Here is a 22,330-nt window from a genome sequence, read left to right on the forward strand (position 1 = left end):
ACACTTGTTACAGCTGGTCTACAAGCCTAATCGCATCGCCAATGTAATTAGCTGGCGTTAGTGCTTTTAGCTCATCTTTTGCAGACTCTGGCATTTCAAGATTATCAATAAAAGCTGCGATACCGTCAGCATCTACCTTCTTACCGCGAGTCAGTTCTTTTAATTTTTCATAGGGCTTTTCTATACCATAGCGACGCATCACGGTTTGAATTGGCTCAGCAAGAAGCTCCCAATTATTATTAAGCTCGTTAGTGAGGCTTTTTTCGTTTACCTCAAGCTTACTAATGCCTTTAAGCGTAGCTTGGTATGCAATTACTGCATAACCCACACCCACACCTAAATTACGCAAAACGGTTGAATCGGTAAGGTCACGCTGCCAACGAGAAATAGGCAGCTTAGCGGCTAGGTGATCAAAAATAGCGTTGGCCAGACCTAGGTTGCCTTCTGAGTTCTCAAAATCGATAGGGTTCACTTTATGCGGCATAGTTGATGAACCAATTTCGCCGGCAACGGTTTTTTGCTTAAAGTGACCCAGTGCAATGTAGCCCCATACATCTCTATCAAAGTCGATAAGGATAGTATTAAAGCGGGCAATAGCATCAAACATCTCGGCAATGTAGTCGTGGGGTTCGATTTGCGTAGTGTATGGGTTCCACGTTAGGCCTAGCGATGTTACAAAGCCTTCTGACACACTGTGCCAATCTACATCTTTATACGCAGATAAGTGAGCGTTGTAATTACCCACAGCACCATTGATTTTACCTAACAACTCTACATTTGCGATTTGCGTGCGCTGGCGCTTAAGGCGGATAGCCACGTTTGCCATTTCCTTACCCATAGTGGTAGGCGATGCAGGCTGGCCGTGTGTTCTTGCCATCATAGGTACCGATTGATACTTTTTCGCTAGTGTAATAAGCGCATCTATGAGTTTATCGCAGTAAGGTAATATAACGCTTTCGCGGGCTTCATTAAGCATAAGTCCGTGAGAAAGGTTATTGATGTCTTCTGATGTACATGCAAAGTGAATAAATTCGTTAACTGCTGAAAGCTCAGCGTTATCCGCCACCTTTTCTTTTAGAAAATACTCAACCGCTTTTACATCGTGGTTAGTGGTGCGCTCGATATCTTTTATACGAGTGGCATCTTCAACACTGAAATCAGCCACAATACTGTCTAACAGCGTATTTGCTGATTCAGAAAAAGCGGGAACTTCCTCAATGTGCTCGTTGTTCGACAGCATTTGTAGCCAACGAACCTCTACTTCTACTCGGTACTTTAATAAGCCATACTCGCTAAAAATACTGCGTAATTCTACGCTTTTGCCAGCATATCGACCATCGACAGGGGAAATTGCAGTTAACTGACTCAGTTCCACCTTGAGCTCCTCACTAGTTTATTAGTATGAGCGCCTTAACGGCACTAGTTGATTAATCTGAGCGCTTTAACAGCACTACTTAAAATTTGTTTGCGCTTGAACAAAATGTTGCGTCTTTTACCACCCATTTGGCGCCACATTACCGCCGCTCTAACACCTGACAGTAATATTGCTCGCACTTTATGTTGGGTACCCGGTTGGCTTAGGTAATCGGGATTGCCTGCAACCTGAATTTTCGGCGCAAGCGGGCTAACAACATCGCTGTATATACTTGCAAGGGAAGACACAATTTGTGGATTTTGAAAGTCCACGTGGGCAAGCTGTCGCTGAACGTGTGAAATGCGGTCGCCCAGCTCGTGCATGGCTTTTGATTTGCGCGCTAGCTTGCGCTCAAGGCCAAGAATACTCGCAATGTAACGAGTAAGCTCTGTATCTTTGGTTGCCTGCTTGTCGGATAGTTGTGAAACCAGCGTAGAGTATCCCAACTGCAGGTTGCTCAGTTGACCAAACACCTGCTGTGGTGTTTCTGGGTCGGTAACAAGGATACTTGATAAACTAGCCTCAATGGCGTCACTATCTGCTGTACCTTTTCTTGCCAGTTGCTGAACAAGCGCTGCCGCTTGGCATACACCAGCAAGGGCTAAGTTATCTTCAATATCTGCATCTAACATTATCGGATATAGCTCTCAATAATACCGCCACCTAAACATACTTCATCGAGGTAAAAAACGGCTGATTGGCCTGGAGTAACGGCTTTTTGTGGCTCGTCGAACATGACTTCGATAGTGTCATTGTCTTTCGGCGTAATGGTACAAGGGATATCAGCCTGGCGATATCGTGTTTTCACCATAGCTTTAAACGGTGCACTCACATTTTCGCGGTCAACCCAGTGTAGCTGTTTCGCCACTAAACCTTTTGAATAGAGACGAGGGTGGTCTGCACCTTGACCTACAATAAGGACGTTACGTGCTACATCTTTATCTACTACGTACCATGGGTCTTCACCAAATTTGGCAAGGCCGCCAATATGAAGCCCTTTACGCTGGCCTAATGTGTGATACATCAAGCCTTCGTGCTTGCCTATTTCCTCACCTTCAGCGGTTTCAATAATACCTGGCTGTGCAGGCAGGTACTGCGCTAAAAAGTCTTTGAATTTTCGTTCACCGATAAAACAGATGCCAGTGGAATCTTTTTTATCATGGGTAATTAGACCTTGTTCTTCAGCTATTTTTCTAACCAGTGGCTTTTCAATGTCTCCTACTGGAAACAACGTTTTGGCGACGTGCTCTTCGCCTAGTGTATAAAGAAAGTAGCTTTGGTCTTTGTTGTTGTCTAACCCGCGCAGCATTTGCCATTGACCGTCAACCTCGCGACGGCGTACATAATGACCCGTTGCAATATAGTCGGCGCCTAAGTCTTCTGCCGCAAATTCTAGAAACGCTTTAAATTTAATTTCCTTGTTGCACATAATGTCGGGGTTTGGTGTTCTACCCGCCTTGTATTCTTCAAGGAAATATTCGAATACGTTATCCCAGTACTCTGCAGCAAAGTTGATTGTATGCAGTTCCATGCCAAGCTTGTCAGCGACTGCTTGGGCATCTTTTAAGTCTTCAGCTGCGGCGCAATATTCGTCGTTGTCATCTTCTTCCCAATTTTTCATGAAAAGCCCTTCAACCTGATACCCCTGCTGTTGAAGCAGGTAAGCTGAAACGGATGAATCTACACCGCCGGACATTCCGACAATAACTTTTTTGCTGGCGTTTGAATCTATGTCAGTCACTACGTCTTGCACACTCAATAATTAGGAAATTGCAGGAAAAACCCAAGCTGTTCTCTGGGATAGTTCTTTCAACCGGCTTTTTGACCGGTTTTTCAATGTCGCTCTCTAAATGAACGACAACTTGCTTGCGTATCAATTTTTAGGTCGCGGATTTTATCAGAATTGGAGGGGTAATTCACGCTAATATCTTTTCAATACGGCATAGCTTATAAGGTAGGGTGTTTAAATCTAATTTCAATATGAACAGTTGTTTTGACTCTTTATCCACCATAGGAGCTAAGGCTAAAAAGGCGCATCTCCTAGTACCGAATACAGGCTCTCAAAACACAGTGGCTATTTCATTAAGTTATTTCATCACACTATTTTACACACTATGCATCAATGCTTACGAACTTGCCGTTTTGAATGCCGTCTATGGTCCAGTTTCCAACACGATAACGAATCAGGCGTAGAGTAGGGTAGCCCACGTGAGCCGTCATTCGTCTAACTTGCCTGTTACGTCCTTCGGTAATAGTAATTTCAAGCCATGAAGTAGGAATAGATTGACGAAACCTTACAGGGGGATGCCTATCCCATACCGTAGGCTCAGACATTAATTTAACTTTTGCAGGTTGAGTCATGCCGTCTTTCAGCTCTACACCCGCTTGCAGTGACTGAATAGCGGCATTATCTGGTATGCCTTCAACTTGAGCCCAATAGGTTTTGCTGGTTTTAGCTTTTGGGTGGGCAAGTTTGTGCTGTAATTTACCATTGTTGGTAAGCACTAAAAGTCCTTCAGAGTCTCTGTCTAGTCGGCCCGCCGCATACACATCAGGAACCTCTATATAGTCTTTTAACGTTTCGCGACCATCTGCATCGGTAAATTGAGAGAGCACCTGGAACGGTTTGTTGAAAAGAATAACTTTTGTATCGGACTGCATAGAAAGCCTGTTTAAAGTAGGATTGATTTACGTGTTGTCAAAAATACGGATGCTGCGTCGCGGTTTTCACTTGCGTGACGAAACTATGCTTTGGATATCGCTCATCAAGCATAACCCTTATGGTGTTTATACCTATTTAGTGCATTTTTATCACCCTCAGCATGTTAACGATCGTAGCACGGTTCAAATAATGGTTCCTGTATTTCCCCCTGTATTTCTCTGACTTTTCAGACCAAATTGCCAATTAATACGTTGATCTTTATCACTAAGACAATGGTATGACTTGTAACTCGAACTTTCGACCCTATACTAATGAACGCAGCTAATGTTATAGGCTGTGCATTCGTTTATCCGTTGTAAAATGACAGAGTGATATGTGAAGGGCGTTTGTTGCAATGACTTGTAGCATTGATTGTCACAAAGACACGCCGCTTAAGCACATTGTTAAAAGGATGTGCGGCGGAAAACGAAGACGAAAGAAAATTATCGCGTTTACAGACAGCAATGCTTTGTAAGGCGAAAGAGTAATTACGTATTGCAATGACCGTGGGCGCTACCCTTTGTAGCGGGTTGTTGTAACAAAATGGATTAAAAACGGCAGCACTCTGCCGACTTAACAGAGGTATATAATGACCAAGTCTAAGATCATCTATACGAAGACGGATGAAGCGCCAATGTTGGCAACGTATTCGTTACTTCCAATTATCAAGAAATTTGCTGCTGCAGCAGGCATCGATGTTGAACTAACCGACATCTCACTAGCTGCCCGTGTTTTAGCAAACTTCCCAGAATATCTGAAAGAAGAGCAAAAAGTACCGGATGCATTATCTGAACTTGGTGATTTGACTCAAGATCCTAATGTAAACATCATTAAGCTTCCAAACATCAGTGCCTCAATTCCACAGCTTCGCGCAACCATCAAAGAGCTTAACGACAAAGGGTTCAATGTACCTGCGTTTCCTGACTCGCCTAAAACCGATGAAGACAAAGAGATTCGCGAACGCTACAGCAAAGTACTTGGTAGTGCAGTAAACCCTGTACTTCGTGAAGGTAATTCTGACCGCAGAGCACCAACAGCAGTTAAAAACTTCGCTCGCAAGCATCCTCATTCAATGGGTGAGTGGTCTCAAGCGTCTCGTTCACACGTGGCTCACATGCGCGGCGGCGATTTCTACTCGGCAGAAAAGTCGGTTACCGTTGAAAAAGACGGTCACGTAAGCATTGAATTTACGGGTAAAGATGGCAGTAAGAAAACCCTTAAGCCTCGCGTAGATTTGCTAGCTGGCGAAGTTATCGACGGCATGTTCATGAGCAAAAAAGCGCTTTGTGAATTCTTTGAAGAACAGATTGAAGATGCGAAAAATTCAGGCGTATTGTTCTCACTACACGTGAAAGCAACGATGATGAAAGTGTCGCACCCTATTGTATTCGGACACTGTGTTAAAGTTTTCTACAAAGACCTGTTCAACAAGTACGGCGACCTTTTCGAAGAGTTAGGCGTTAACCCTAACAATGGTTTAGGTAGCGTTTACGACAAAATAGCGACCCTTCCTGAAAGTCAGCGTTCTGAAATCCAAAAAGATATCAATGCGTGTTACGCAGATAGACCACCAATGGCGATGGTTAATTCAGATAAAGGCATTTCAAACCTTCACGTACCAAGTGACGTTATTGTAGATGCTTCAATGCCTGCAATGATCCGTAACTCTGGTCAAATGTGGGGGCCGGATGGAAAAGCACACGATACTAAAGCGGTTATTCCAGAAAGTACGTACGCGACTATTTATCAAGAAGCGATTAACTTCTGTAAAACCCATGGTGCGTTCGATCCAACAACAATGGGTACAGTGCCAAACGTTGGCCTGATGGCGCAAAAAGCTGAAGAGTACGGTTCTCATGATAAAACATTTGAATTGGAAGCTGATGGTACAGTGTCTATCGTAGATCAAGACGGCAACGTGCTTATTTCTCATGACGTTGAGGAAGGCGATATCTGGCGTATGTGTCAGGTGAAAGACGCGCCTATTCAAGACTGGGTGAAGCTAGCGGTGACTCGTTCACGTCAATCAGGCATGCCTGCGGTATTCTGGCTAGACGATGAGCGTGCACACGATGCCCAGCTTATTGAGAAAGTGAATACCTACCTAAAAGATCACGATACATCTGGCTTAGACATTCAAATAATGTCTCCAGTACGCGCTATTCGTTACAGCATGGAACGCGCGATTCGCGGGCTTGATACTATTTCTGTAACCGGTAATGTGCTTCGTGATTACCTCACTGATTTGTTCCCAATTTTAGAGCTTGGTACCAGTGCTAAGATGCTATCCATTGTTCCATTGATGGCGGGCGGTGGCCTTTACGAGACAGGTGCAGGTGGTTCAGCACCGAAGCACGTTCAACAGTTTGTTGAAGAAGGCCATTTACGTTGGGATTCACTAGGCGAATTCCTTGCGTTAGCCGTTTCTCTAGAAGATGTTGCTATTAAGCACAAAAACCCGAGAGCGAAGATTCTTGCAGAAGCATTAGACAAAGCAACTGAAACACTGCTTAACGACGGTAAGTCACCACAGCGTAAAGCAGGGCAGCTTGATAACCGTGGTAGCCACGTTTATCTTGGTCTGTATTGGGCACAAGAAGTGTCTAATCAAAGCGAAGATGCTGAGCTTGCTGCGCAGTTTAAGTCTGTGTATGACGAACTTTCTGCAAAAATGGACGACATTATTGCAGAGATTGATGCGACACAGGGTAAAGCGCAAGAAATTGGCGGTTACTACTACCCAGACGAAGACAAGGTTTTCGCTGCAATGTCACCTAGTGAGACGCTTAAAGCAATTATCGGCGCTTAAGAGCTTTAGCTCAGTTGATAGGGCGCTATTAGCGCCCAGTTAACACGTAATTAGCGCGCAAATAGCGCGTAAGTAGCGAATAAATACCGCGCTAATTAGTGCATATACCAAAAACCCAGAAGTGCTGCTTCTGGGTTTTTTATTGTCTTTTTTTCGCCATAAAGCCCCTTTCTGCTATGGTTGATGTAAACGCTAGCGCCTATTTTTACGTGCTGACATATTGCGTCTGCGTCTACGTTGGCGTTAGCGAATGTGATGCAGCTTGAGTGAATAAGGCGTAATGCGAAGGGAATTTAAAGATGAGCGAAAAAGAACAAAATTCGGTGGTGTCGAGGGAAAAGACTCAAGAGCAGAGGCGCGAAACCGCGAACACACTCACTCTTCAGCATCAGTTTCCTGCGTCCCGCTTTACGGATAAAGAGACTTACAAAGCAGAGGAGAAAGCCCTTCAAGAGCAGCTTTTTCACGTTCAGCAGGCGTATTTCCATCAAAATCGACGAGCATTGATTATTTTTGAAGGCTGGGACGCATCGGGGAAAGGCGGTGCGATAAGGCGAGTTACCGAAAAACTCGATCCCCGCGGCGTGCGAGTATTACCCGTGGCTAAGCCTGATGAAAAAGACCAGGCTAAGCATTTTCTTTATCGTTTTTGGCATCATGTTCCGGCCCCTGGGAATATGACTATATTTGACCGTTCCCACTATGGAAGGGTGTTAGTCGAACGCGTTGATCAATTGGCCAGTGATGCACAATGGCAGCGTGGGTATCGAGAAATTAACGAGTTTGAAGAGACACTTCACAATAGCGGCGTTCGGATTGTAAAGCTGTTTATGCATATATCAGCTGCAGAGCAGCGAAAACGCTTTGAAGAAAGACTTCGTAATCCATATAAACGCTGGAAGCTCACTGCAGAAGACCTGCATAATAGTAAGCAACGACATTATTATATTAGTGCAATTAATGACATGTTTGCCAAAACAAACACGCCATTCGCACCATGGAAAATTATTGATGGTGAGCATAAGTGGCAAGCTAGGGTTGAAGTGCTGCGCGCTATTGTTGAGGGGTTAAGCGCTGATGTGGATATTGTGCCGCCACCTCTCGATGAAGACCTAATAGCAATGGCCACGCAAGAACTTAATATTACTGATGAGTTACCGGGTATTTAGCTCTTTGCTCTTGGGCTTTTACTTTCGAGCTTTATATATTTTTCTATTGGGAATTCTAATGGGGGGAAGGGTGTTGTTCGATGAAAAGATGCTAGCCTAGCTAGCGGCATGTGATTTACATCCACTCATAGCTATTACAATTTATCCATATTCGAAGAAAATTTTGATTCAAAATACGAAATGTGACAGGACTTTTATTTAAAAAAGCACAATATTCGGGTGCAAATCAAGTTAAGAAAACGGGGATTTAAGGCTTAGGATACGTCGCGGAACAATGTATTTTGGTAAGGATGGGCCGTAAACCTATAAAGCATAGGTAATAGTTGGGACGACAAAAACCGCTCTTTTTCCTTTAATGTTGACCGGAAAAAAGAGTGTTAGAAGAGCCCGACATGGCAGTCGGGCTGCTTAGAATTTTTCTTTAACGCTCTGGTTCTTCTACAAAACCTATGTTCTCTGCATGCAAGCCCTTTGGACCTTGTTGCACCTCGAACTGAACTTCTTGACCTGCCTTCAATGAGCGATAACCTTCCATCTGAATTGTTGAGTAGTGAGCGAATATGTCATCACCACCTTCCTCTGGAACGATAAACCCAAAACCTTTCGCGTTGTTAAACCATTTAACTTTGCCAACCGCCATACTTCGACTTCCTCTTAATCCTTGAACTCACACGTTTATGCCCCCATTATAGATCCGAGAGCATAGTGTATTGAGTATCGATATAGACAGATACTCAATGTCACTATCAAAATGTAGATTTTTTAACCATATTATGTCAAGAGCTAATGTGAATTAATTTTATCCAAAAGTTTAACGACATCTGCCAGTAACACACTATTATTAAGTTATGAGTAAAGACAACGCTATTAGTATTGAAAAGGAAAAGCAAAAAGACGCGCAGCGACAAAAGCCGCAGCCGCCTCCCATGTATAAAGTGTTGTTGAATAATGACGACTATACACCAATGGATTTTGTTATAGAGGTTCTCACGCAGTTTTTCAATTTGGACGCTGAGAAAGCCAATCAACTTATGCTTACCGTGCATTATCAAGGTAAAGCGGTTTGTGGTGTGTTTACCGCTGAGATTGCAGAAACAAAAGTGATGCAAGTCAATCAGTACGCACGCAAACATCAGCACCCATTGATGTGCACTATGGAGCAGGCATAAGGCAATTTGTAGAGGGCGAGCAATATGTTAAATAAAGAATTAGAACAAACGCTAAATAGTGCGTTTGTATTTGCCAGAGAGCACCGTCATGAGTTTATGACGGTAGAGCACTTGTTGTTGGCATTGCTGGACAACACAGCAGCTCGCGATGCATTAAAAGCGTGTGGCGCAGACGTTGAGGCCGTTAAAAGCGAATTGCTATCTTTTGTGAAAGATACAACGCCGCTAATTCTTGACGAGCAGCTTAACGAACGCGAAACCCAGCCAACGCTTGGATTTCAACGCGTATTGCAGCGCGCGGTTTTTCATGTTCAATCTTCGGGTAAAGACGAAGTGACTGGCGCAAACGTGCTAGTAGCAATCTTTAGCGAACAAGAGTCGCAAGCGGTATTCATTCTCAAGAAAGCAGACGTCACCAGATTGGATGTGGTTAATTACATCAGCCATGGCGTGAGCAAAGCTGAGGATGATGAGTCAATCAATTCTGAAACCCCAGAAGAGGCTGAGAGCGGCGAAGAAAACGGCACAGCGTTAGGTAAATACGCTACCGATTTAAACCGCCACGCTAAAGATGGCAAAATTGACCCCCTTATCGGCCGTGATGCAGAGGTTGAACGTACGATTCAAATCTTATGTAGACGTCGTAAAAATAACCCTCTACTTGTTGGTGAAGCTGGTGTGGGTAAAACGGCCATTGCCGAAGGGTTAGCTTATCGTATTGTGAACGACGACGTCCCTGATGTTATCGCAGAAAGTACAGTTTACTCTCTCGACCTTGGCGGTTTATTGGCGGGAACAAAATATCGCGGCGACTTTGAAAAACGTCTTAAGGCTATCCTAAAGGAGCTAAGCAAAGATGAACACGCCATATTGTTCATAGATGAAATTCATACCATTATTGGTGCAGGTGCTGCCTCTGGCGGCGTCATGGATGCGTCTAACTTGCTAAAACCTAAGTTATCAAGCGGCGAATTACGCTGTATTGGTTCAACGACGTATCAAGAATACCAAGGTATTTTTGAGAAAGACCGTGCCTTAGCTCGTCGTTTCCAAAAGGTTGATGTGACTGAGCCAAGTGTTAGCGACACTACGAAGATTTTACTTGGACTGAAAAGCCGTTACGAAGATCACCACAATGTGCGCTTCACGCAAAAAGCGATTCAGGCTGCAGCAGAGCTGTCTGCGAAGTATATCAATGAGAGACATTTGCCTGATAAAGCCATTGATGTAATGGACGAAGCGGGCGCTAGTCAGCGTCTCCTTGCACCGTCAAAGCGTAAGAAAACAATCAATGTGGGTGATATAGAGCAAATTATTGCGAAAATGGCTCGTATACCTGAGAAGTCCGTATCGGCATCTGACAAAGAAGTACTTAAAAACCTAGGGCGCAACCTTAAGATGGTCGTGTTCGGTCAGGACAAAGCGATAGAGACCCTCAATGACGCTATATTGCTGTCTCGCTCTGGATTAGGCGCTGAAACAAAGCCAATTGGTAGTTTCTTATTTGCAGGTCCAACCGGTGTAGGTAAAACGGAGGTTACTCAACAGCTTTCAAATATTATGGGTGTTGAGCTAGTGCGCTTCGATATGTCTGAGTACATGGAACGTCATGCTGTAAGTCGCCTAATTGGTGCGCCTCCAGGTTACGTTGGGTTCGACCAAGGCGGGTTGCTGACTGATGCGGTAATTAAAAACCCGTATTCGGTTGTGCTATTGGACGAGATTGAGAAAGCTCACAGCGATATTTACAACATATTATTGCAGGTAATGGACCACGGCACACTAACTGATAACAACGGACGCAAAGTTGATTTCAGAAATGTTGTGCTAGTGATGACAACGAATGCTGGCGTTCAGGAAACCGTGCGTAAGTCTATTGGCTTTAAGCAACAAGATCACAGCCACGATGCGTTAAGTGAAATCAATAAGATATTCACCCCTGAGTTCCGCAACCGTCTTGATGGCATCATTTGGTTTAATCACTTGGATGCTGAAATCATCCTACAGGTGGTAGACAAGTTCATTATCGAGTTGCAGGCCCAGTTAGACGTGAAAGGTGTGTCTTTAGAGGTGACCTCTGAAGCAAGAGCTTACATGGCAGAAAAAGGGTATGACAAGTCGATGGGTGCGCGCCCAATGGCACGTCTCATAAAAGATGAGCTTAAGAAAGAACTGGCCAATGAGCTGCTGTTTGGTGAGCTGGCGAAAGGCGGAAACGTGAAAGTGGATTACGTCGATGACAAATTAACGTTTGAATACAGCGGCGTGGATACGAAGTCAGAGCAAGCTGAGCCTAGTTAATTGTGCAAGGCTTTTAAGAGCGAATTTTAAAAGCCTATTTAAGAGCCCATTTGAAGAGCCTATTTAAGAGAGTGGCCCGTCAGTAATGACGAAGAGAAATCCAAACTGTTGTTAAGGCAGCAGTTTGGCTTTGATTAAGCAACGCGTAAAGCTGTTGCGTATTAGTGCTCTAAGTTACGCGTTCGCAGCACAAATGAAAAAGCCCGATAATTAAAAAATTATCGGGCTTTTTTTTATGCGTTACCGCTTCAATGGCTCATTATCTTGCGCGATAAATGATACGACCTTTGGTCAAATCATAAGGAGTCATCTCAACAGTGACCTTATCGCCAGTAAGAATTCGGATATAGTTCTTACGCATTTTACCAGAAATATGTGCAGTCACCACGTGACCGTTCTCTAGTTCTACGCGGAACATAGTATTAGGTAGAGTGTCTTGCACCGTACCTTCCATTTCAATACAATCTTCTTTTGCCATGTAAAGCAGTTACCTCAGTAATTCAAAATTTTTGCCGCGCAGACATTAACCAATCTTGCGAGCAGTGTAAAGCGATTAAGCTGGTTTTTTAGTAAATAGACGCCATTGGTTGTCTATAAACTGTTCAAAGGGGTGAAATTTGTGCTTATAGCTCATTTTTTGACAGCCTTCCACATAGTACCCTAAGTAAACATAATGGTGGCCTGCTGACCTTGCCTGCTCAATTTGCATGAGGATCATCCACGTACCGAGAGATGAGGCAGCATAGTCAGGATCAAAAAAGGTATACAACGCAGATAGCGCGCTTGTGTGTACATTGTCCTCTAGTACGTCGGTTACTGCAACCGCTACGAGCTTATCATTGTCATAAGCTTCCAAAAAATGCGGTGCCATCCATGTGCAGCTTAAAAAATTGTCAAATTGCTCATAGGAGGGCGGGTACATAGACCCATCCGAATGCCGTTCGTTGATGTACCGCTCGTATAACGGATAATATTCAGGCTTTAAAGAAGTGCTTAACTTTACAGATAGTGTGGCATTTCCTTTTAAAATCCGCTTTTGGCTGCGAGAGGGGGCGAAGGCATCAACGGGTATCCTCACAGACTGACATTTATTACAGCTAACGCAATGGGGGCGATAAATTTGCTCGCCACTGCGTCTAAAACCAGCTTGAATGAGCTGTGAATAACGCGCTGATAAAAATGTATCTTCCTCTGCATATACCAGTAAACGTTCTTCCTCGTGAGGAAGATAGCTACAAGAAAATGATTGTGTAATACCAAACTTCATGGCGTTATTACCCTCGGACGCCAGCGCTGTACATACTCAGAGCTTAGCTCACCCTGTGAATTTACGGTCTGATTATTCTCTCTCAGCGTCTTAATGAAGTCGTTTCTGCTGACTGTGCGTGCCCCTAAAGAAGACAAATGCTCTGTAGGTAACTGGCAATCTATAAATGCCATCTGTTGTGAACGCATGTGTTCAACAAGGGCAACCATTGCAAGCTTAGATGCATTACTTTTCTTATGAAACATAGACTCACCGCAGTACACCTTACCAATACCTACGCCGTAAAGGCCGCCAACGAGCTCTTCGTTTTCCCATACCTCAACAGAGTGGGCAATGCCTAAGCCATGAAGCTGCGAATAGGCGGCTTTCATATCGTCGGTAATCCAGGTTTCGTTAGATACGCCGCTTCCAGATTGCGTAACCCGAGGTATTGCAGAGCAAGTATCGATAACTCTATTAAATGCATGATTAAGGGTTACCGTGTATTTTCGCTGTCTGACGAGTTTCTTTAAACTTTTTGAAACGCAGAAATCATCCAAATTAATAATGGCTCGCGGATCAGGAGACCACCATAACAAGGGCTCGTCATCACTGAACCAAGGAAAGATGCCTTGAGAGTAGGCAGAAAACAAACGTTGCGGGCTCAAATCGCCGCCAAAAGCAAGCAATCCATTGGGATCGTCTAACGCCTCATGTACTTCAGGGAAGGGCGCATCATTTTCAATGTAGTGTAGTGCTAGCATAAGAGAGGCCTCACAAATTCCTATCAGGATAAGTAAGGCCTATATCGTGATTACCCTTGTTCAGAAGCTATTCCGTCCAAGAATTTTTCTGCATCAAGTGCTGCCATACAGCCAGTGCCGGCAGACGTGATCGCCTGACGATAAACGTGGTCACTAACGTCACCTGCGGCAAAAACGCCTTCAACGCTAGTTTGTGTGGCGTTGCCGTGCAAACCACTGTTCACAACTATATAGCCGTCTTTCATAGTGAGCTGGTCGGCAAATATATCTGTGTTAGGCTTGTGACCAATGGCGATGAATAAGCCCATTACATCAAGCTCTTCAGTGGCATCGCCGTCGGTATCTTTGATTCGGATTTTTGTAACACCCATATCATCACCCAGTACTTCATCGAGTGTCTTATTTAGATGCAATACAACGTTGCCGTTTTCCGCTTTGTCTCGTAGACGCTGCTCAAGGATCTTCTCACTTCTGAAAGTATCCCTTCTGTGGATTACATGAACTTCAGAAGCAATGTTAGACAAATATAGCGCTTCTTCTACTGCGGTATTACCACCGCCAACAACCGCTACTTTTTGGTTGCGATAGAAAAATCCGTCGCAGGTTGCGCATGCTGATACGCCTTTACCCATGAAGGCTTGCTCTGATTCAAGACCTAAATACTTTGCTGATGCACCTGTAGAAATGATAAGTGCGTCGCAGGTGTAAGTACCGTTATCACCATGTAGGGTAAATGGACGTTTGCTGAGGTCAGTTTTGTTAATGTGATCAAATATGATTTCAGTATCAAATTTTTCAGCATGTTTTTGCATGCGAACCATCAAGTCTGGTCCCGTTAGTCCTTCAGGATCGCCAGGCCAGTTTTCAACTTCGGTGGTGGTCGTAAGCTGTCCGCCTTGTTGAATACCGGTTAATAGAACCGGTTCTAAGTTAGCACGTGCTGCATATACTGCTGCCGAGTAACCCGCAGGACCCGAACCTAAAATAAGTAGACGGACGTGTCTGCTTTCTGACATTTTCCTCTCCAATAACACCCATCAACAGGGTATGTAGACTATTCATAAATTTGTAAAAAGAAAGTGAGGTCGTTTGGATTTAAATCAACCTTTAAAGCCCCATTCTTTTCAGTCATGAATGCTAAAAAAGTGCTGGCTAAGCAATTCGAAATGATTCGCCAAGATTTCAAACCTCGTTATGAGCGCTAGGATATCAATATTCGAACATGTACGTGGATAAAATTTTTGAAATTTCAGTCAATATAAATTAAGAATCGGCAATCTAGCAATAAAACACGGCAGAAAAAGTGGGCAAGACGTCGGTGTTTCTTGTATTAAATGTAAAGAAGATTACAATTTACGTTAAGCAATAAATCAGTGCGTAGTGCAATACGCACGTTTAGAGGTGAAGCATGTCTCAGTCAGTGATGGCAATGTTGAAAGATGGCCAACAATACATGAAAACATGGCCCATGAGGAAAGAGCTGTATGGTTTTTTCCCAGAGTGCAGAGTTGTGGCTGCCACTAAATTCGCTATAAAGACCATGCCGCCAGCCACCATGGTAATGTGTTTACTGTTGCTTCAAAACTTAGGTACACAGTTTATTCCACAGACCATTGCCATGGGCATGTTTTTTCTTAGTCTCCCCATACAAGGTTTGCTGTGGTTAGGCCATCGCTCTGACCAATATTTACCGCCCCAGTTGAACAGCTGGTATCAAGAAATACATTCTTCAATGCGCTCACAGGGCTGTAACGTCGCTTCGGTCAAATCAAAACCAAAATATAAAGAACTAGCGCAGTTACTCAAAACAGCGTTTAAAGACTTAGACAATGCGTTTACCGAGAATTGGTTTAATTAAGTATTCTGTTTTAGTTCTGAATTACACTTCCTACAACGATAGCGTGTACCGGTGAGAATGCTTTTATGGCGTCGCATTGACAGGGCATGCTCACTGCAGTCACAGGAATAAGCCACGGTGTTCGTCACCGCTTTGACATCAAAGCTATGCGTTGTTTTTGCCTCACATCCAAACACCTCAATCATAATGCTCTGCCACTCGTTACCATGAGGCTTCACCCTTCCAAACAAAGTCCAAACCAGAAGATGACTTACCTCATGAGGTATCACTTCTTCTAAAAATGCCTGTTGGTTTTGCTTAAACAGCAATGGGTGCAGATTAATTCTATTTTGCTGTAAGAATGCAGTGCCTGCGTTTTTACCTGAGCGTCGAAACGACAGGTGAGGGCGGACGAATTGTCTATTAAAATAGTCATCTGCTTTGTCATAACAAGCGTTTAGCGCAGCATGGATTTCATGTTGCTGTTGCTCAGATAAGTCACGAGTAGCGATGGCGTTCGTCCTGCAAGATAGAAGGGGATAGTGTGGCGAATTGCCCCCCTAGATTATTTGAAAATTACAAAAATTGAAAAAGATAGTAAAAAAAACGCCGTTTAAGACGGCGTTTTTTTAAAGCTTTGTGAGGTAAATGTCACTGGATTATTATCTCACATCGCAAGGTAAGCACAATATGTACGTGCCTTTTGGATCGTTAAGCTCATTGAGGGTATTAAACTCACCCATAACGCGTTTAAATTCATTGATAAGCGCAGAGTTGCTGTTAGCGAACTGCCATTTACTAACAAATGTCATAGCCTGACCAAAGAATTCCTTCCAAAACAGTTCTTGAGCAGAAAGGCTGCGCTGCACATACACTGTGTCGTAGTTTTCTAGTTCAGCGAATTCAGCAGCAGTTGCTACTGCATCATCAAGCTCACCAAGCTCATCAACAAGCCCTAACTCTAATGCGTCTTCACCAATCCACACGCGCCCCTGAGCAACAGTGTCGACTTCTTCAACAGTCATATCCCTAGCGTTTGCTACTAGTGATAAAAAGTTTCCGTAAGTGTTTTCCACATTGCGCTGAAGGATTTGCCCAAACGCCGGAGAGAGCGCTCTTGCTGGCGATAAGCCTGCAATGTCAGTAGAGCCAACGCCATCGCTGTGTATGCCTAAATAGTCTAGTGAATTTTCGTACGTCATAAACATACCAAACACACCAATTGACCCTGTGATTGTACTTGGGCTTGCAATAATTTTATCAGTGCTTGCTGCTATCCAATAACCGCCAGATGCTGCATAAGTACTCATTGAAGAGATAACCGGTTTACCCGCTTGACGCAGCTGTAATATTTCTTGGCGAATCACTTCTGAGGCAAAAGCACTGCCGCCTGGTGAGTCTATTTGAAGCACTACTGCTTTAATATTGTCGTCTAAGCGAGCCTGACGCAGTAATCGTGCTGTGCTGTCGCCACCAATCGTACCGGCTTTTTGATTACCGTCTAAGATGGTACCTTTCGCCACTACGATTGCCACCTTGTCCATGTCATTATTGACCTTAGGCATCGGCGGATTAATGACTTTTAGGTAGGTGTTAAAGGCTGTTAGGTTGATTCCCTGCTGGTTATCACCTTCACCCACTAATTCGATAAGCTCTTGTCTCACTTCTTCACGGGTTTTTAGTGCATCTACCCAATTGTTATCTAAGGCATATTGAGCGAAATCGCCTCCAGCAGCCTCAAACTTAGACAGCAATTCGTTAGCCGTTTCATCAAAGTTAGTGACGTCTATACCGCGGGCGGCTGCAACATCTTCTTTATACTGCTTCCAGTATCCGTCTAACCACTGCTTTTCTGCTTCTTTTGCTTCAGCAGACATGTCATTTCTCATGACCGGCTCGACTGCCGACTTGTATGTGCCCACTCTGAATATATGTGTAGTCACTTTGAGTTTATCTAGCATGTCTTTAAAATACATACCGTAACGGCCGTAACCCTCAAGCAACAGGCCACCCATAGGATTAAGGTACACTTTGTCAGCTTGGGCTGCTAAGTAGTATTGATCTTGCGAGTAATAATCGCCTATTGCGTAAACAGGCTTTTCAGATTCTTTAAATGACTCAATGGCCTCTGCAACAACGCGAAGCTTGTCTAGTCCACCACCAGTAAGCCCTTGAAGATCTAGGACGAGTGCTTTAATTCTTCTGTCTTTTGCCGCGTTTTCAAGCACATCTACGACATCACGTACAAGCACTTCTGGATTGTCGGGTTCGCTGCCTAATGACTCTTGCAAAAACTGCTCGAAGGGGTCAACGCTCTCTTTTTCAATCACCAGCTGGCCATTAAGTGTGAGGTATAGCGCACTATCGGATTTAACTGTCAGCTGCTCACCGTCTTGGTTCGCGATGGCCATGATTATGCCAACGAAAATTACAATGAATATTACGTTGAAGAAAAGTTTGCGGGTGAAGTTCAGTACCGTCCACAAGCCAATAAACAAGGATTTAGTCCAATTTCCCTTGGCCGCCATATTTTACTACCTTTTTCTAAAGTGTGATTGTTTTTCAAATTTTTAAGCGCTATGTGCGATGGTAAATCCAACTACACTAATGTCATTATGTTACCTGTTTCGCATAAGATCGCTAAGTTAATTGTAATTTTTTGTAACTTCCACCGATAAAACAGCATTCAGCACCTTAAAACTAGTAAGTAACGGACAATCAAATATATACCGCATAACGACGGAACTCATTTTATTTCCCCATCAGTACAGTCTTTTTAGCGTCAAGCCAACAATGAAATCAACGTTAATTTATATTGGATAAACACGGCCATAGTTCAATAAAGGCAAGCCATAGCTAATCCAGTGATGAAATTTTTTCCTTCACATTATTTCTTAATTCGTTGTCTATGTAATCGTTGATAGCTTCATTGCCGACGACCAACGGATTTGGCATAGACGCTTTCTGTTGGTTCAATAATTTCATTTTCTCTATTAAATTATTCGAAAACGGATGATTTGAAATAGTGACGTCGGCTCTTTTTTCATTAACGACGCTTTGAAAGTAGTTTAGAGATTGAAGGTAACGTTTATTTGCCTCTAATGTATCTGGTAATCCTGTTCCGCCCCATAACGCTACAGTATGTTTTTTTCCACCATCTTCTGCTGATATTATGAGCGATGTCGCGCCTGGTGTGTGCCCCGGTGTGGCAAGAATGGTTACTTGGGTATCCCCGAAGTTTAAGACGTCTTTATCAGCCATAGATGTATAGGTCGTTGGAGTGGGTATTTCTGTAGAGTAATTGCCAAAGGGATCTGTTAAGACTGGTGCCTCTGGGTTATTAATAAAACGCCACTCTTGTTCCCGCATTAATATTTTGGCCCCATATTCCTGTTCAAAATAGTGCGCGCCGCCATAGTGATCGCTGTGCCCATGTGTTATCAAAACAAACTTGATGTCGCTAGGGTCTAATCCAAGTTCTATCATTCCCGGTACGATCACCGTTTTGGCATCGTTTGGCGTCCACATCGAGTCGATGAGTACAATTCCATCGGAGGTTTGTATAACAAAGGTACCGACGCTGACATACCCAACAAAGTAGAAATTATCAAACAACTGAGTGGGTGTAAGAATAGTGGTGTCAAAAAGCTCGCTTGATGTGAGCGCGTCAGGTAACTCACTCAGTCTCGCCTTTGCAGTATTCTCAGGTTGTTCTTCCCTTACTTCGTTAGATACGGCTTTGCAACCGACTACGACCGCTATTGAAAAAACCATTACAAACAGATGTATCAGTACACTTCTCACGAATCCTCCGTTATTCCCGTTCGTTTATTTCATATATACATAGCGCTACAGACGAGTGCTATGTCACTATTTATCGCGTTCTAACCAATTGGCAATTAGTTTAGCAATTCGTTTGTGGTCGTTTTCACTCATCTGCATAAGCAAGTTTCCAGAGGTTGATTTATAACCTGTTTTTGACTGGCCTTTTTTCATCAAACGAGACAATGGAGAAGCATTAGGAGTTGTATTAGATGGCTTGTTCAAAATCTTAATCTCCTTATTTGCAGTGCATTGTGAATATTAAAAATACGTAATCTGACAATAAAAGGATTACACAAGCACACAGACTTTGCACAGGTCACTCTTTAAAACATCGCAGAATATGTAATTAATATACTGCGTTGCGATTAAATGACTTTCTTTAATCTCAAACAGGGTGGTTAGGGTCGACAGCCACGGCTGACCTCCGTAAGATTGACGCGCAAACGAATTAGTTTCTTTATCAAAATACTGACGCCACAGTACATCAAGATCTTGTTTCAATGAGGCGTCATCAAGGAGGCCCCAAAGTGGATGCACTAACTTTACTTCTTAATCGAAGCTCTCAGCCACGCTTAAAAGAGCCTGCTCCAAGCGGAGATGCGCTGGAAAATATTATGCAAGCGGCATTACGTGCCCCTGATCATGCTTGCCTTACCCCATGGCGATTTGTGGTATGCCAAGGTGAAGGGTTAAACAAGCTTGGGTCACTTTTTGAAGCATCCGCAATTGAAAACGACAAAAGTCAGAAAGAAATAGATAGGGCGCCACAACTTCCTTTGCGTGCGCCTATGGTCATTGTTGCCATTGCACAATATAAAGAGCACGAAAAAGTCCCTCGTGTTGAGCAGATAGCGTCTGCCTCTTGTGGTGTTATGGCCATGCAGATGGCGGCGGTAGCACAAGGGTTTAACGGAATGTGGCGCACCGGTAGCTATGCGCAGTGTCCCGTTGTCAAAAGTGGGCTAGGGATGTCAGAAGAAGACGAACTCGTTGGGTTTTTGTATTTAGGTACGCCAGCTTTCGAGCCAGCACCAAAGCCAGAGCGTGACACTACTGCGTTTTTTGAGCATTGGAGTTAATGAAAAATACCTGCTACTGAAGATAAGTGTTGAGGCGCACGTTGCGTGCGCCTTTAGCAGCTCATTTTCTTTGTGGCATCTATAAAATATGGCTTTAAGCGTAACGTCTAGAAAACTTGAAGCGTGACGTTATAGCCAGCAAATTTTCGGATGTTGATGACCCTGTCGCCATCAAGCATCCAGTATTGCCCTTTAATACCCTTAAGCTCACCAGAAAAGTCAGGGGTTTTGTCGAGATTAATCGACTTTATTTTTTCTGGGTAAGTGTCTACGGGAAAGTTGATTTGATGTACTTTCGACTCTACCTCAGATACAGCTTGAAGCCCTTTTTCTTGTTTTAATGCAGCAAGTTCATCGGAAATTTTCTCCATGAGCTCGTGTTTTACCGCTATCAAATCCACTTCATCTGGCTTGCCTTTTAACATGGTGCGCCAGTTAGTCTTATCGGCAATATGGTTTTTGCATAACGTTTCCACAAGCCCGCTAGTTAACCTGTCTGGAACGCGCAACATAACCGTGGCTTGCGTTGCGCCTTGGTCCATCCAGCGAGGCGAGACAGATTCGGTTATTTCTCGGGTAATACCCACTTTCACGTTGCCTGTATTAGCTAAGTAGACAAAGTGTTCGTTAAAGCAGTGGGCTTCGCCCCATTCTGGCTCGCGACACGTACCTTCGTGGTAGTGGCACTTTTCAGGTTTTATAATACAGCTGTCGCACTGAGCAAGTGAAATTAGGCAAGGGTAGCAATAACCCTGGTTGAAACTCTTTTTGGTTTTTCGGCTGCAGTGAACACAGTGAATTTCATTGTTAAAGGACAATGAAATCTCCCGTCCTATCAGTGCGTTCATGTCTACGCTGCTATCTCCAATAGGGAGTTCATAGCAAACTTCATTATTATCAAATGCATGAGTACGCATTTTTCGTAATGCACCAGAATAACTTTGTGTCAAAATTTAGTACCTTATTCGCTTAACTCGCCGCGCAGGTTGGCGGTGAGCAGTAAATTGATTTGTTCAAACGAGAGATTTTTACTTAATAAATAATGCAGTTTTGCTAGTGCAGCCTCTGGGGTCATGTCACTGCCCGAGAGCACGCCAACTTCTTGAAGGCCATGGCCGGTTGCATATCCACCCATGTTTACTCTACCGCGCATGCATTGAGTGCAGTTAACCACCGGTATTTCTCTCGATTTAGCGTATTGCAACTGCTCAATCAGTTTTGGGTTTTGAGGTGCATTCCCCACACCATAACTTAATAGTATGAGTGCATTAACCGGTTGCTGCAGCGTGTTTTTAATAACTTCAGGCGCAATTCCCGGATACAGGCTCACCATGCCGATGGGCTGAGCGGATACATTAGAAACGGTCAGCTTTTTATCTGACGCTTTTGCTAATTCACCGGCTTTAAGCCGAATATTTATTCCGGCTTCCAGTAAAGGAGGAAAGTTAGGTGAGTCAAAGGCATTAAAGCCGTCTGCATCTACCTTACGGCTGCGATTTCCGCGCAGTAAACGATTGTTAAAAAATAACCCAACTTCTGCGATAGGGTAGTTGGCGGCAATAAACAGGGCATTTAACAGGTTTACCTGACCATCTGAGCGCAGTTCAGCCAGCGGTATTTGAGAGCCCGTCACTATCACCGGCTTAGCGAGGTCTTCGAGCATAAAACTTAAAGCAGACGACGTGTAAGCCATGGTGTCGGTACCATGCAAAATAATAAAGCCGTCGTAATCGTTATAGTTATCAGCTATATCGTCTGCAATACGTTGCCAATCAGATGGATCCATATCCGAAGAGTCGATTAAATTGTCGTACTCATGAATAGTAAAAAGGGGCATTTCACTGCGGTTAAACTCAGGCATTTTCGCCAGAGTTTCTGTTAAAAACCCAGCAGCAGGTACATACCCTTGACTCGATGGCTTCATCCCTATGGTGCCGCCTGTATAGGCGATATAAATATGTTTACGCATGAATACCCTGTTGTCTGCTTTTTGCAATTTTTTGCGATAAATAAGTG

The 22,330-nt window shown here is 43.8% G+C and carries 23 protein-coding genes; 7 read left to right on the forward strand and 16 right to left on the reverse strand.

What is annotated here, in order from left to right; all coding sequences use genetic code 11:
* Window positions 1-7: 7 nt before the first annotated feature.
* From purB to AC27HD_RS01335, 4 genes are all read right to left on the reverse strand, one after another.
* Window positions 8-1,375, reverse strand: a complete 1,368-nt coding sequence (purB, locus tag AC27HD_RS01320; protein ID WP_032096528.1) for an adenylosuccinate lyase — start codon at window positions 1,373-1,375, stop codon at window positions 8-10.
* A 44-nt stretch (window positions 1,376-1,419) separates the two neighbouring features.
* Window positions 1,420-2,046 (reverse strand): high frequency lysogenization protein HflD, encoded by a 627-nt coding sequence (gene hflD, locus AC27HD_RS01325; RefSeq protein WP_487103294.1) that lies wholly within the window; start codon window positions 2,044-2,046, stop codon window positions 1,420-1,422.
* Entirely contained in the window at window positions 2,046-3,155 is a 1,110-nt protein-coding gene (gene mnmA, locus AC27HD_RS01330) for a tRNA 2-thiouridine(34) synthase MnmA (RefSeq protein WP_032096813.1), read from the reverse strand. Before mnmA ends, hflD begins: the two co-directional genes overlap by 1 nt.
* Window positions 3,156-3,526: 371 nt before the next feature.
* The gene (locus AC27HD_RS01335) at window positions 3,527-4,075 is read right to left on the reverse strand and encodes an rRNA large subunit pseudouridine synthase E (RefSeq protein ID WP_487103296.1); all 549 of its coding nucleotides are present in this window, start codon (window positions 4,073-4,075) and stop codon (window positions 3,527-3,529) included.
* Window positions 4,076-4,106: 31 nt separating this feature from the next.
* Here AC27HD_RS01335 and AC27HD_RS01340 point away from each other — a divergent pair, with 31 nt between their 5' ends.
* The 3 genes from AC27HD_RS01340 (at window position 4,107) to AC27HD_RS01350 (ending at window position 8,093) form a co-directional block, all read left to right on the forward strand.
* Window positions 4,107-4,298: a hypothetical protein gene (locus tag AC27HD_RS01340; RefSeq protein ID WP_487103298.1), complete on the forward strand. Its 192-nt coding sequence runs from the start codon at window positions 4,107-4,109 to the stop codon at window positions 4,296-4,298.
* A 406-nt stretch (window positions 4,299-4,704) separates the two neighbouring features.
* Window positions 4,705-6,924 (forward strand): NADP-dependent isocitrate dehydrogenase, encoded by a 2,220-nt coding sequence (locus AC27HD_RS01345; RefSeq protein WP_032096525.1) that lies wholly within the window; start codon window positions 4,705-4,707, stop codon window positions 6,922-6,924.
* Window positions 6,925-7,223: 299 nt separating this feature from the next.
* Window positions 7,224-8,093: a polyphosphate kinase 2 family protein gene (locus AC27HD_RS01350; protein ID WP_487103300.1), complete on the forward strand. Its 870-nt coding sequence runs from the start codon at window positions 7,224-7,226 to the stop codon at window positions 8,091-8,093.
* Window positions 8,094-8,514: 421 nt separating this feature from the next.
* On the opposite strand, the gene cspD is transcribed toward AC27HD_RS01350, so the two are convergent.
* A complete protein-coding gene (gene cspD, locus AC27HD_RS01355; protein ID WP_032096523.1) occupies window positions 8,515-8,733 on the reverse strand; it encodes a cold shock domain-containing protein CspD in 219 nt (72 codons plus the stop codon).
* Between the two features lie 208 nt (window positions 8,734-8,941).
* On the opposite strand from cspD, the gene clpS reads away from it, so the two are divergent.
* Entirely contained in the window at window positions 8,942-9,262 is a 321-nt protein-coding gene (gene clpS, locus AC27HD_RS01360) for an ATP-dependent Clp protease adapter ClpS (RefSeq protein ID WP_032096522.1), read from the forward strand.
* A gap of 24 nt (window positions 9,263-9,286) precedes the next feature.
* The gene (clpA, locus tag AC27HD_RS01365; RefSeq protein WP_032096521.1) at window positions 9,287-11,563 is read left to right on the forward strand and encodes an ATP-dependent Clp protease ATP-binding subunit ClpA; all 2,277 of its coding nucleotides are present in this window, start codon (window positions 9,287-9,289) and stop codon (window positions 11,561-11,563) included.
* A 259-nt stretch (window positions 11,564-11,822) separates the two neighbouring features.
* On the opposite strand, the gene infA is transcribed toward clpA, so the two are convergent.
* The 4 genes from infA to trxB all read right to left on the reverse strand — a co-directional run bounded on the left by infA (window position 11,823) and on the right by trxB (window position 14,589).
* Entirely contained in the window at window positions 11,823-12,041 is a 219-nt protein-coding gene (gene infA, locus AC27HD_RS01370) for a translation initiation factor IF-1 (protein ID WP_013784390.1), read from the reverse strand.
* A gap of 75 nt (window positions 12,042-12,116) precedes the next feature.
* Complete coding sequence (locus tag AC27HD_RS01375; RefSeq protein WP_487103304.1) at window positions 12,117-12,830, reverse strand: arginyltransferase; 714 nt, start codon at window positions 12,828-12,830, stop codon at window positions 12,117-12,119.
* Window positions 12,827-13,573 (reverse strand): leucyl/phenylalanyl-tRNA--protein transferase, encoded by a 747-nt coding sequence (gene aat, locus AC27HD_RS01380; protein WP_032096519.1) that lies wholly within the window; start codon window positions 13,571-13,573, stop codon window positions 12,827-12,829. The genes AC27HD_RS01375 and aat overlap by 4 nt, the downstream gene beginning before the upstream one ends.
* Before the next feature lie 50 nt (window positions 13,574-13,623).
* Window positions 13,624-14,589 (reverse strand): thioredoxin-disulfide reductase, encoded by a 966-nt coding sequence (trxB, locus tag AC27HD_RS01385; protein ID WP_487103306.1) that lies wholly within the window; start codon window positions 14,587-14,589, stop codon window positions 13,624-13,626.
* Window positions 14,590-14,981: 392 nt separating this feature from the next.
* On the opposite strand from trxB, the gene yfbV reads away from it, so the two are divergent.
* Window positions 14,982-15,431, forward strand: a complete 450-nt coding sequence (gene yfbV / locus AC27HD_RS01390) for a terminus macrodomain insulation protein YfbV (protein ID WP_032096517.1) — start codon at window positions 14,982-14,984, stop codon at window positions 15,429-15,431.
* On the opposite strand, the gene AC27HD_RS01395 is transcribed toward yfbV, so the two are convergent.
* From AC27HD_RS01395 to AC27HD_RS01415, 5 genes are all read right to left on the reverse strand, one after another.
* A complete protein-coding gene (locus tag AC27HD_RS01395; RefSeq protein WP_081926717.1) occupies window positions 15,428-15,922 on the reverse strand; it encodes a SprT family zinc-dependent metalloprotease in 495 nt (164 codons plus the stop codon). The two genes, yfbV and AC27HD_RS01395, sit on opposite strands and share 4 nt — an antisense overlap.
* A 150-nt stretch (window positions 15,923-16,072) precedes the next feature.
* Complete coding sequence (gene sppA / locus AC27HD_RS01400) at window positions 16,073-17,938, reverse strand: signal peptide peptidase SppA (protein ID WP_487103309.1); 1,866 nt, start codon at window positions 17,936-17,938, stop codon at window positions 16,073-16,075.
* A 328-nt stretch (window positions 17,939-18,266) separates the two neighbouring features.
* Complete coding sequence (locus tag AC27HD_RS01405) at window positions 18,267-19,214, reverse strand: MBL fold metallo-hydrolase (RefSeq protein ID WP_487103311.1); 948 nt, start codon at window positions 19,212-19,214, stop codon at window positions 18,267-18,269.
* A gap of 66 nt (window positions 19,215-19,280) precedes the next feature.
* Window positions 19,281-19,457, reverse strand: coding sequence for a hypothetical protein (locus AC27HD_RS01410; protein ID WP_487103313.1), 177 nt, complete (start codon window positions 19,455-19,457; stop codon window positions 19,281-19,283).
* Between the two features lie 66 nt (window positions 19,458-19,523).
* Window positions 19,524-19,772, reverse strand: a complete 249-nt coding sequence (locus AC27HD_RS01415; RefSeq protein ID WP_487103315.1) for a hypothetical protein — start codon at window positions 19,770-19,772, stop codon at window positions 19,524-19,526.
* Between AC27HD_RS01415 and AC27HD_RS01420 the strand changes: the two genes are divergently transcribed.
* A complete protein-coding gene (locus tag AC27HD_RS01420) occupies window positions 19,763-20,314 on the forward strand; it encodes an NAD(P)H nitroreductase (protein ID WP_487103317.1) in 552 nt (183 codons plus the stop codon). The genes AC27HD_RS01415 and AC27HD_RS01420 overlap by 10 nt on opposite strands.
* 107 nt (window positions 20,315-20,421) lie before the next feature.
* Here the strand turns inward: AC27HD_RS01420 and AC27HD_RS01425 are convergent, their stop codons facing one another.
* Together AC27HD_RS01425 and ansA are read right to left on the reverse strand one after the other, a co-directional pair.
* Window positions 20,422-21,264 (reverse strand): DUF2797 domain-containing protein, encoded by an 843-nt coding sequence (locus AC27HD_RS01425; protein WP_081926719.1) that lies wholly within the window; start codon window positions 21,262-21,264, stop codon window positions 20,422-20,424.
* A gap of 11 nt (window positions 21,265-21,275) precedes the next feature.
* Window positions 21,276-22,283: an asparaginase gene (ansA, locus tag AC27HD_RS01430; RefSeq protein WP_032096514.1), complete on the reverse strand. Its 1,008-nt coding sequence runs from the start codon at window positions 22,281-22,283 to the stop codon at window positions 21,276-21,278.
* Between the last annotated feature and the right edge of the window lie 47 nt (window positions 22,284-22,330).

This window comes from Alteromonas sp. 4NS20-0143 (assembly GCF_057542855.1).

What these genes read in the sequence shown, in the direction of transcription:
- yfbV (WP_032096517.1), top strand. Translation starts at nt 14,982, where the DNA reads ATGTCTCAGTCAGTGATGGCAATGTTGAAAGATGGCCAACAATACATG.
- sppA (WP_487103309.1), bottom strand. Translation starts at nt 17,938, where the DNA reads ATGGCGGCCAAGGGAAATTGGACTAAATCCTTGTTTATTGGCTTGTGG.
- cspD (WP_032096523.1), bottom strand. Translation starts at nt 8,733, where the DNA reads ATGGCGGTTGGCAAAGTTAAATGGTTTAACAACGCGAAAGGTTTTGGG.
- AC27HD_RS01345 (WP_032096525.1), top strand. Translation starts at nt 4,705, where the DNA reads ATGACCAAGTCTAAGATCATCTATACGAAGACGGATGAAGCGCCAATG.
- clpS (WP_032096522.1), top strand. Translation starts at nt 8,942, where the DNA reads ATGAGTAAAGACAACGCTATTAGTATTGAAAAGGAAAAGCAAAAAGAC.
- AC27HD_RS01350 (WP_487103300.1), top strand. Translation starts at nt 7,224, where the DNA reads ATGAGCGAAAAAGAACAAAATTCGGTGGTGTCGAGGGAAAAGACTCAA.
- AC27HD_RS01335 (WP_487103296.1), bottom strand. Translation starts at nt 4,075, where the DNA reads ATGCAGTCCGATACAAAAGTTATTCTTTTCAACAAACCGTTCCAGGTG.
- aat (WP_032096519.1), bottom strand. Translation starts at nt 13,573, where the DNA reads ATGCTAGCACTACACTACATTGAAAATGATGCGCCCTTCCCTGAAGTA.
- trxB (WP_487103306.1), bottom strand. Translation starts at nt 14,589, where the DNA reads ATGTCAGAAAGCAGACACGTCCGTCTACTTATTTTAGGTTCGGGTCCT.
- AC27HD_RS01375 (WP_487103304.1), bottom strand. Translation starts at nt 12,830, where the DNA reads ATGAAGTTTGGTATTACACAATCATTTTCTTGTAGCTATCTTCCTCAC.
- clpA (WP_032096521.1), top strand. Translation starts at nt 9,287, where the DNA reads ATGTTAAATAAAGAATTAGAACAAACGCTAAATAGTGCGTTTGTATTT.
- ansA (WP_032096514.1), bottom strand. Translation starts at nt 22,283, where the DNA reads ATGCGTAAACATATTTATATCGCCTATACAGGCGGCACCATAGGGATG.
- infA (WP_013784390.1), bottom strand. Translation starts at nt 12,041, where the DNA reads ATGGCAAAAGAAGATTGTATTGAAATGGAAGGTACGGTGCAAGACACT.
- hflD (WP_487103294.1), bottom strand. Translation starts at nt 2,046, where the DNA reads ATGTTAGATGCAGATATTGAAGATAACTTAGCCCTTGCTGGTGTATGC.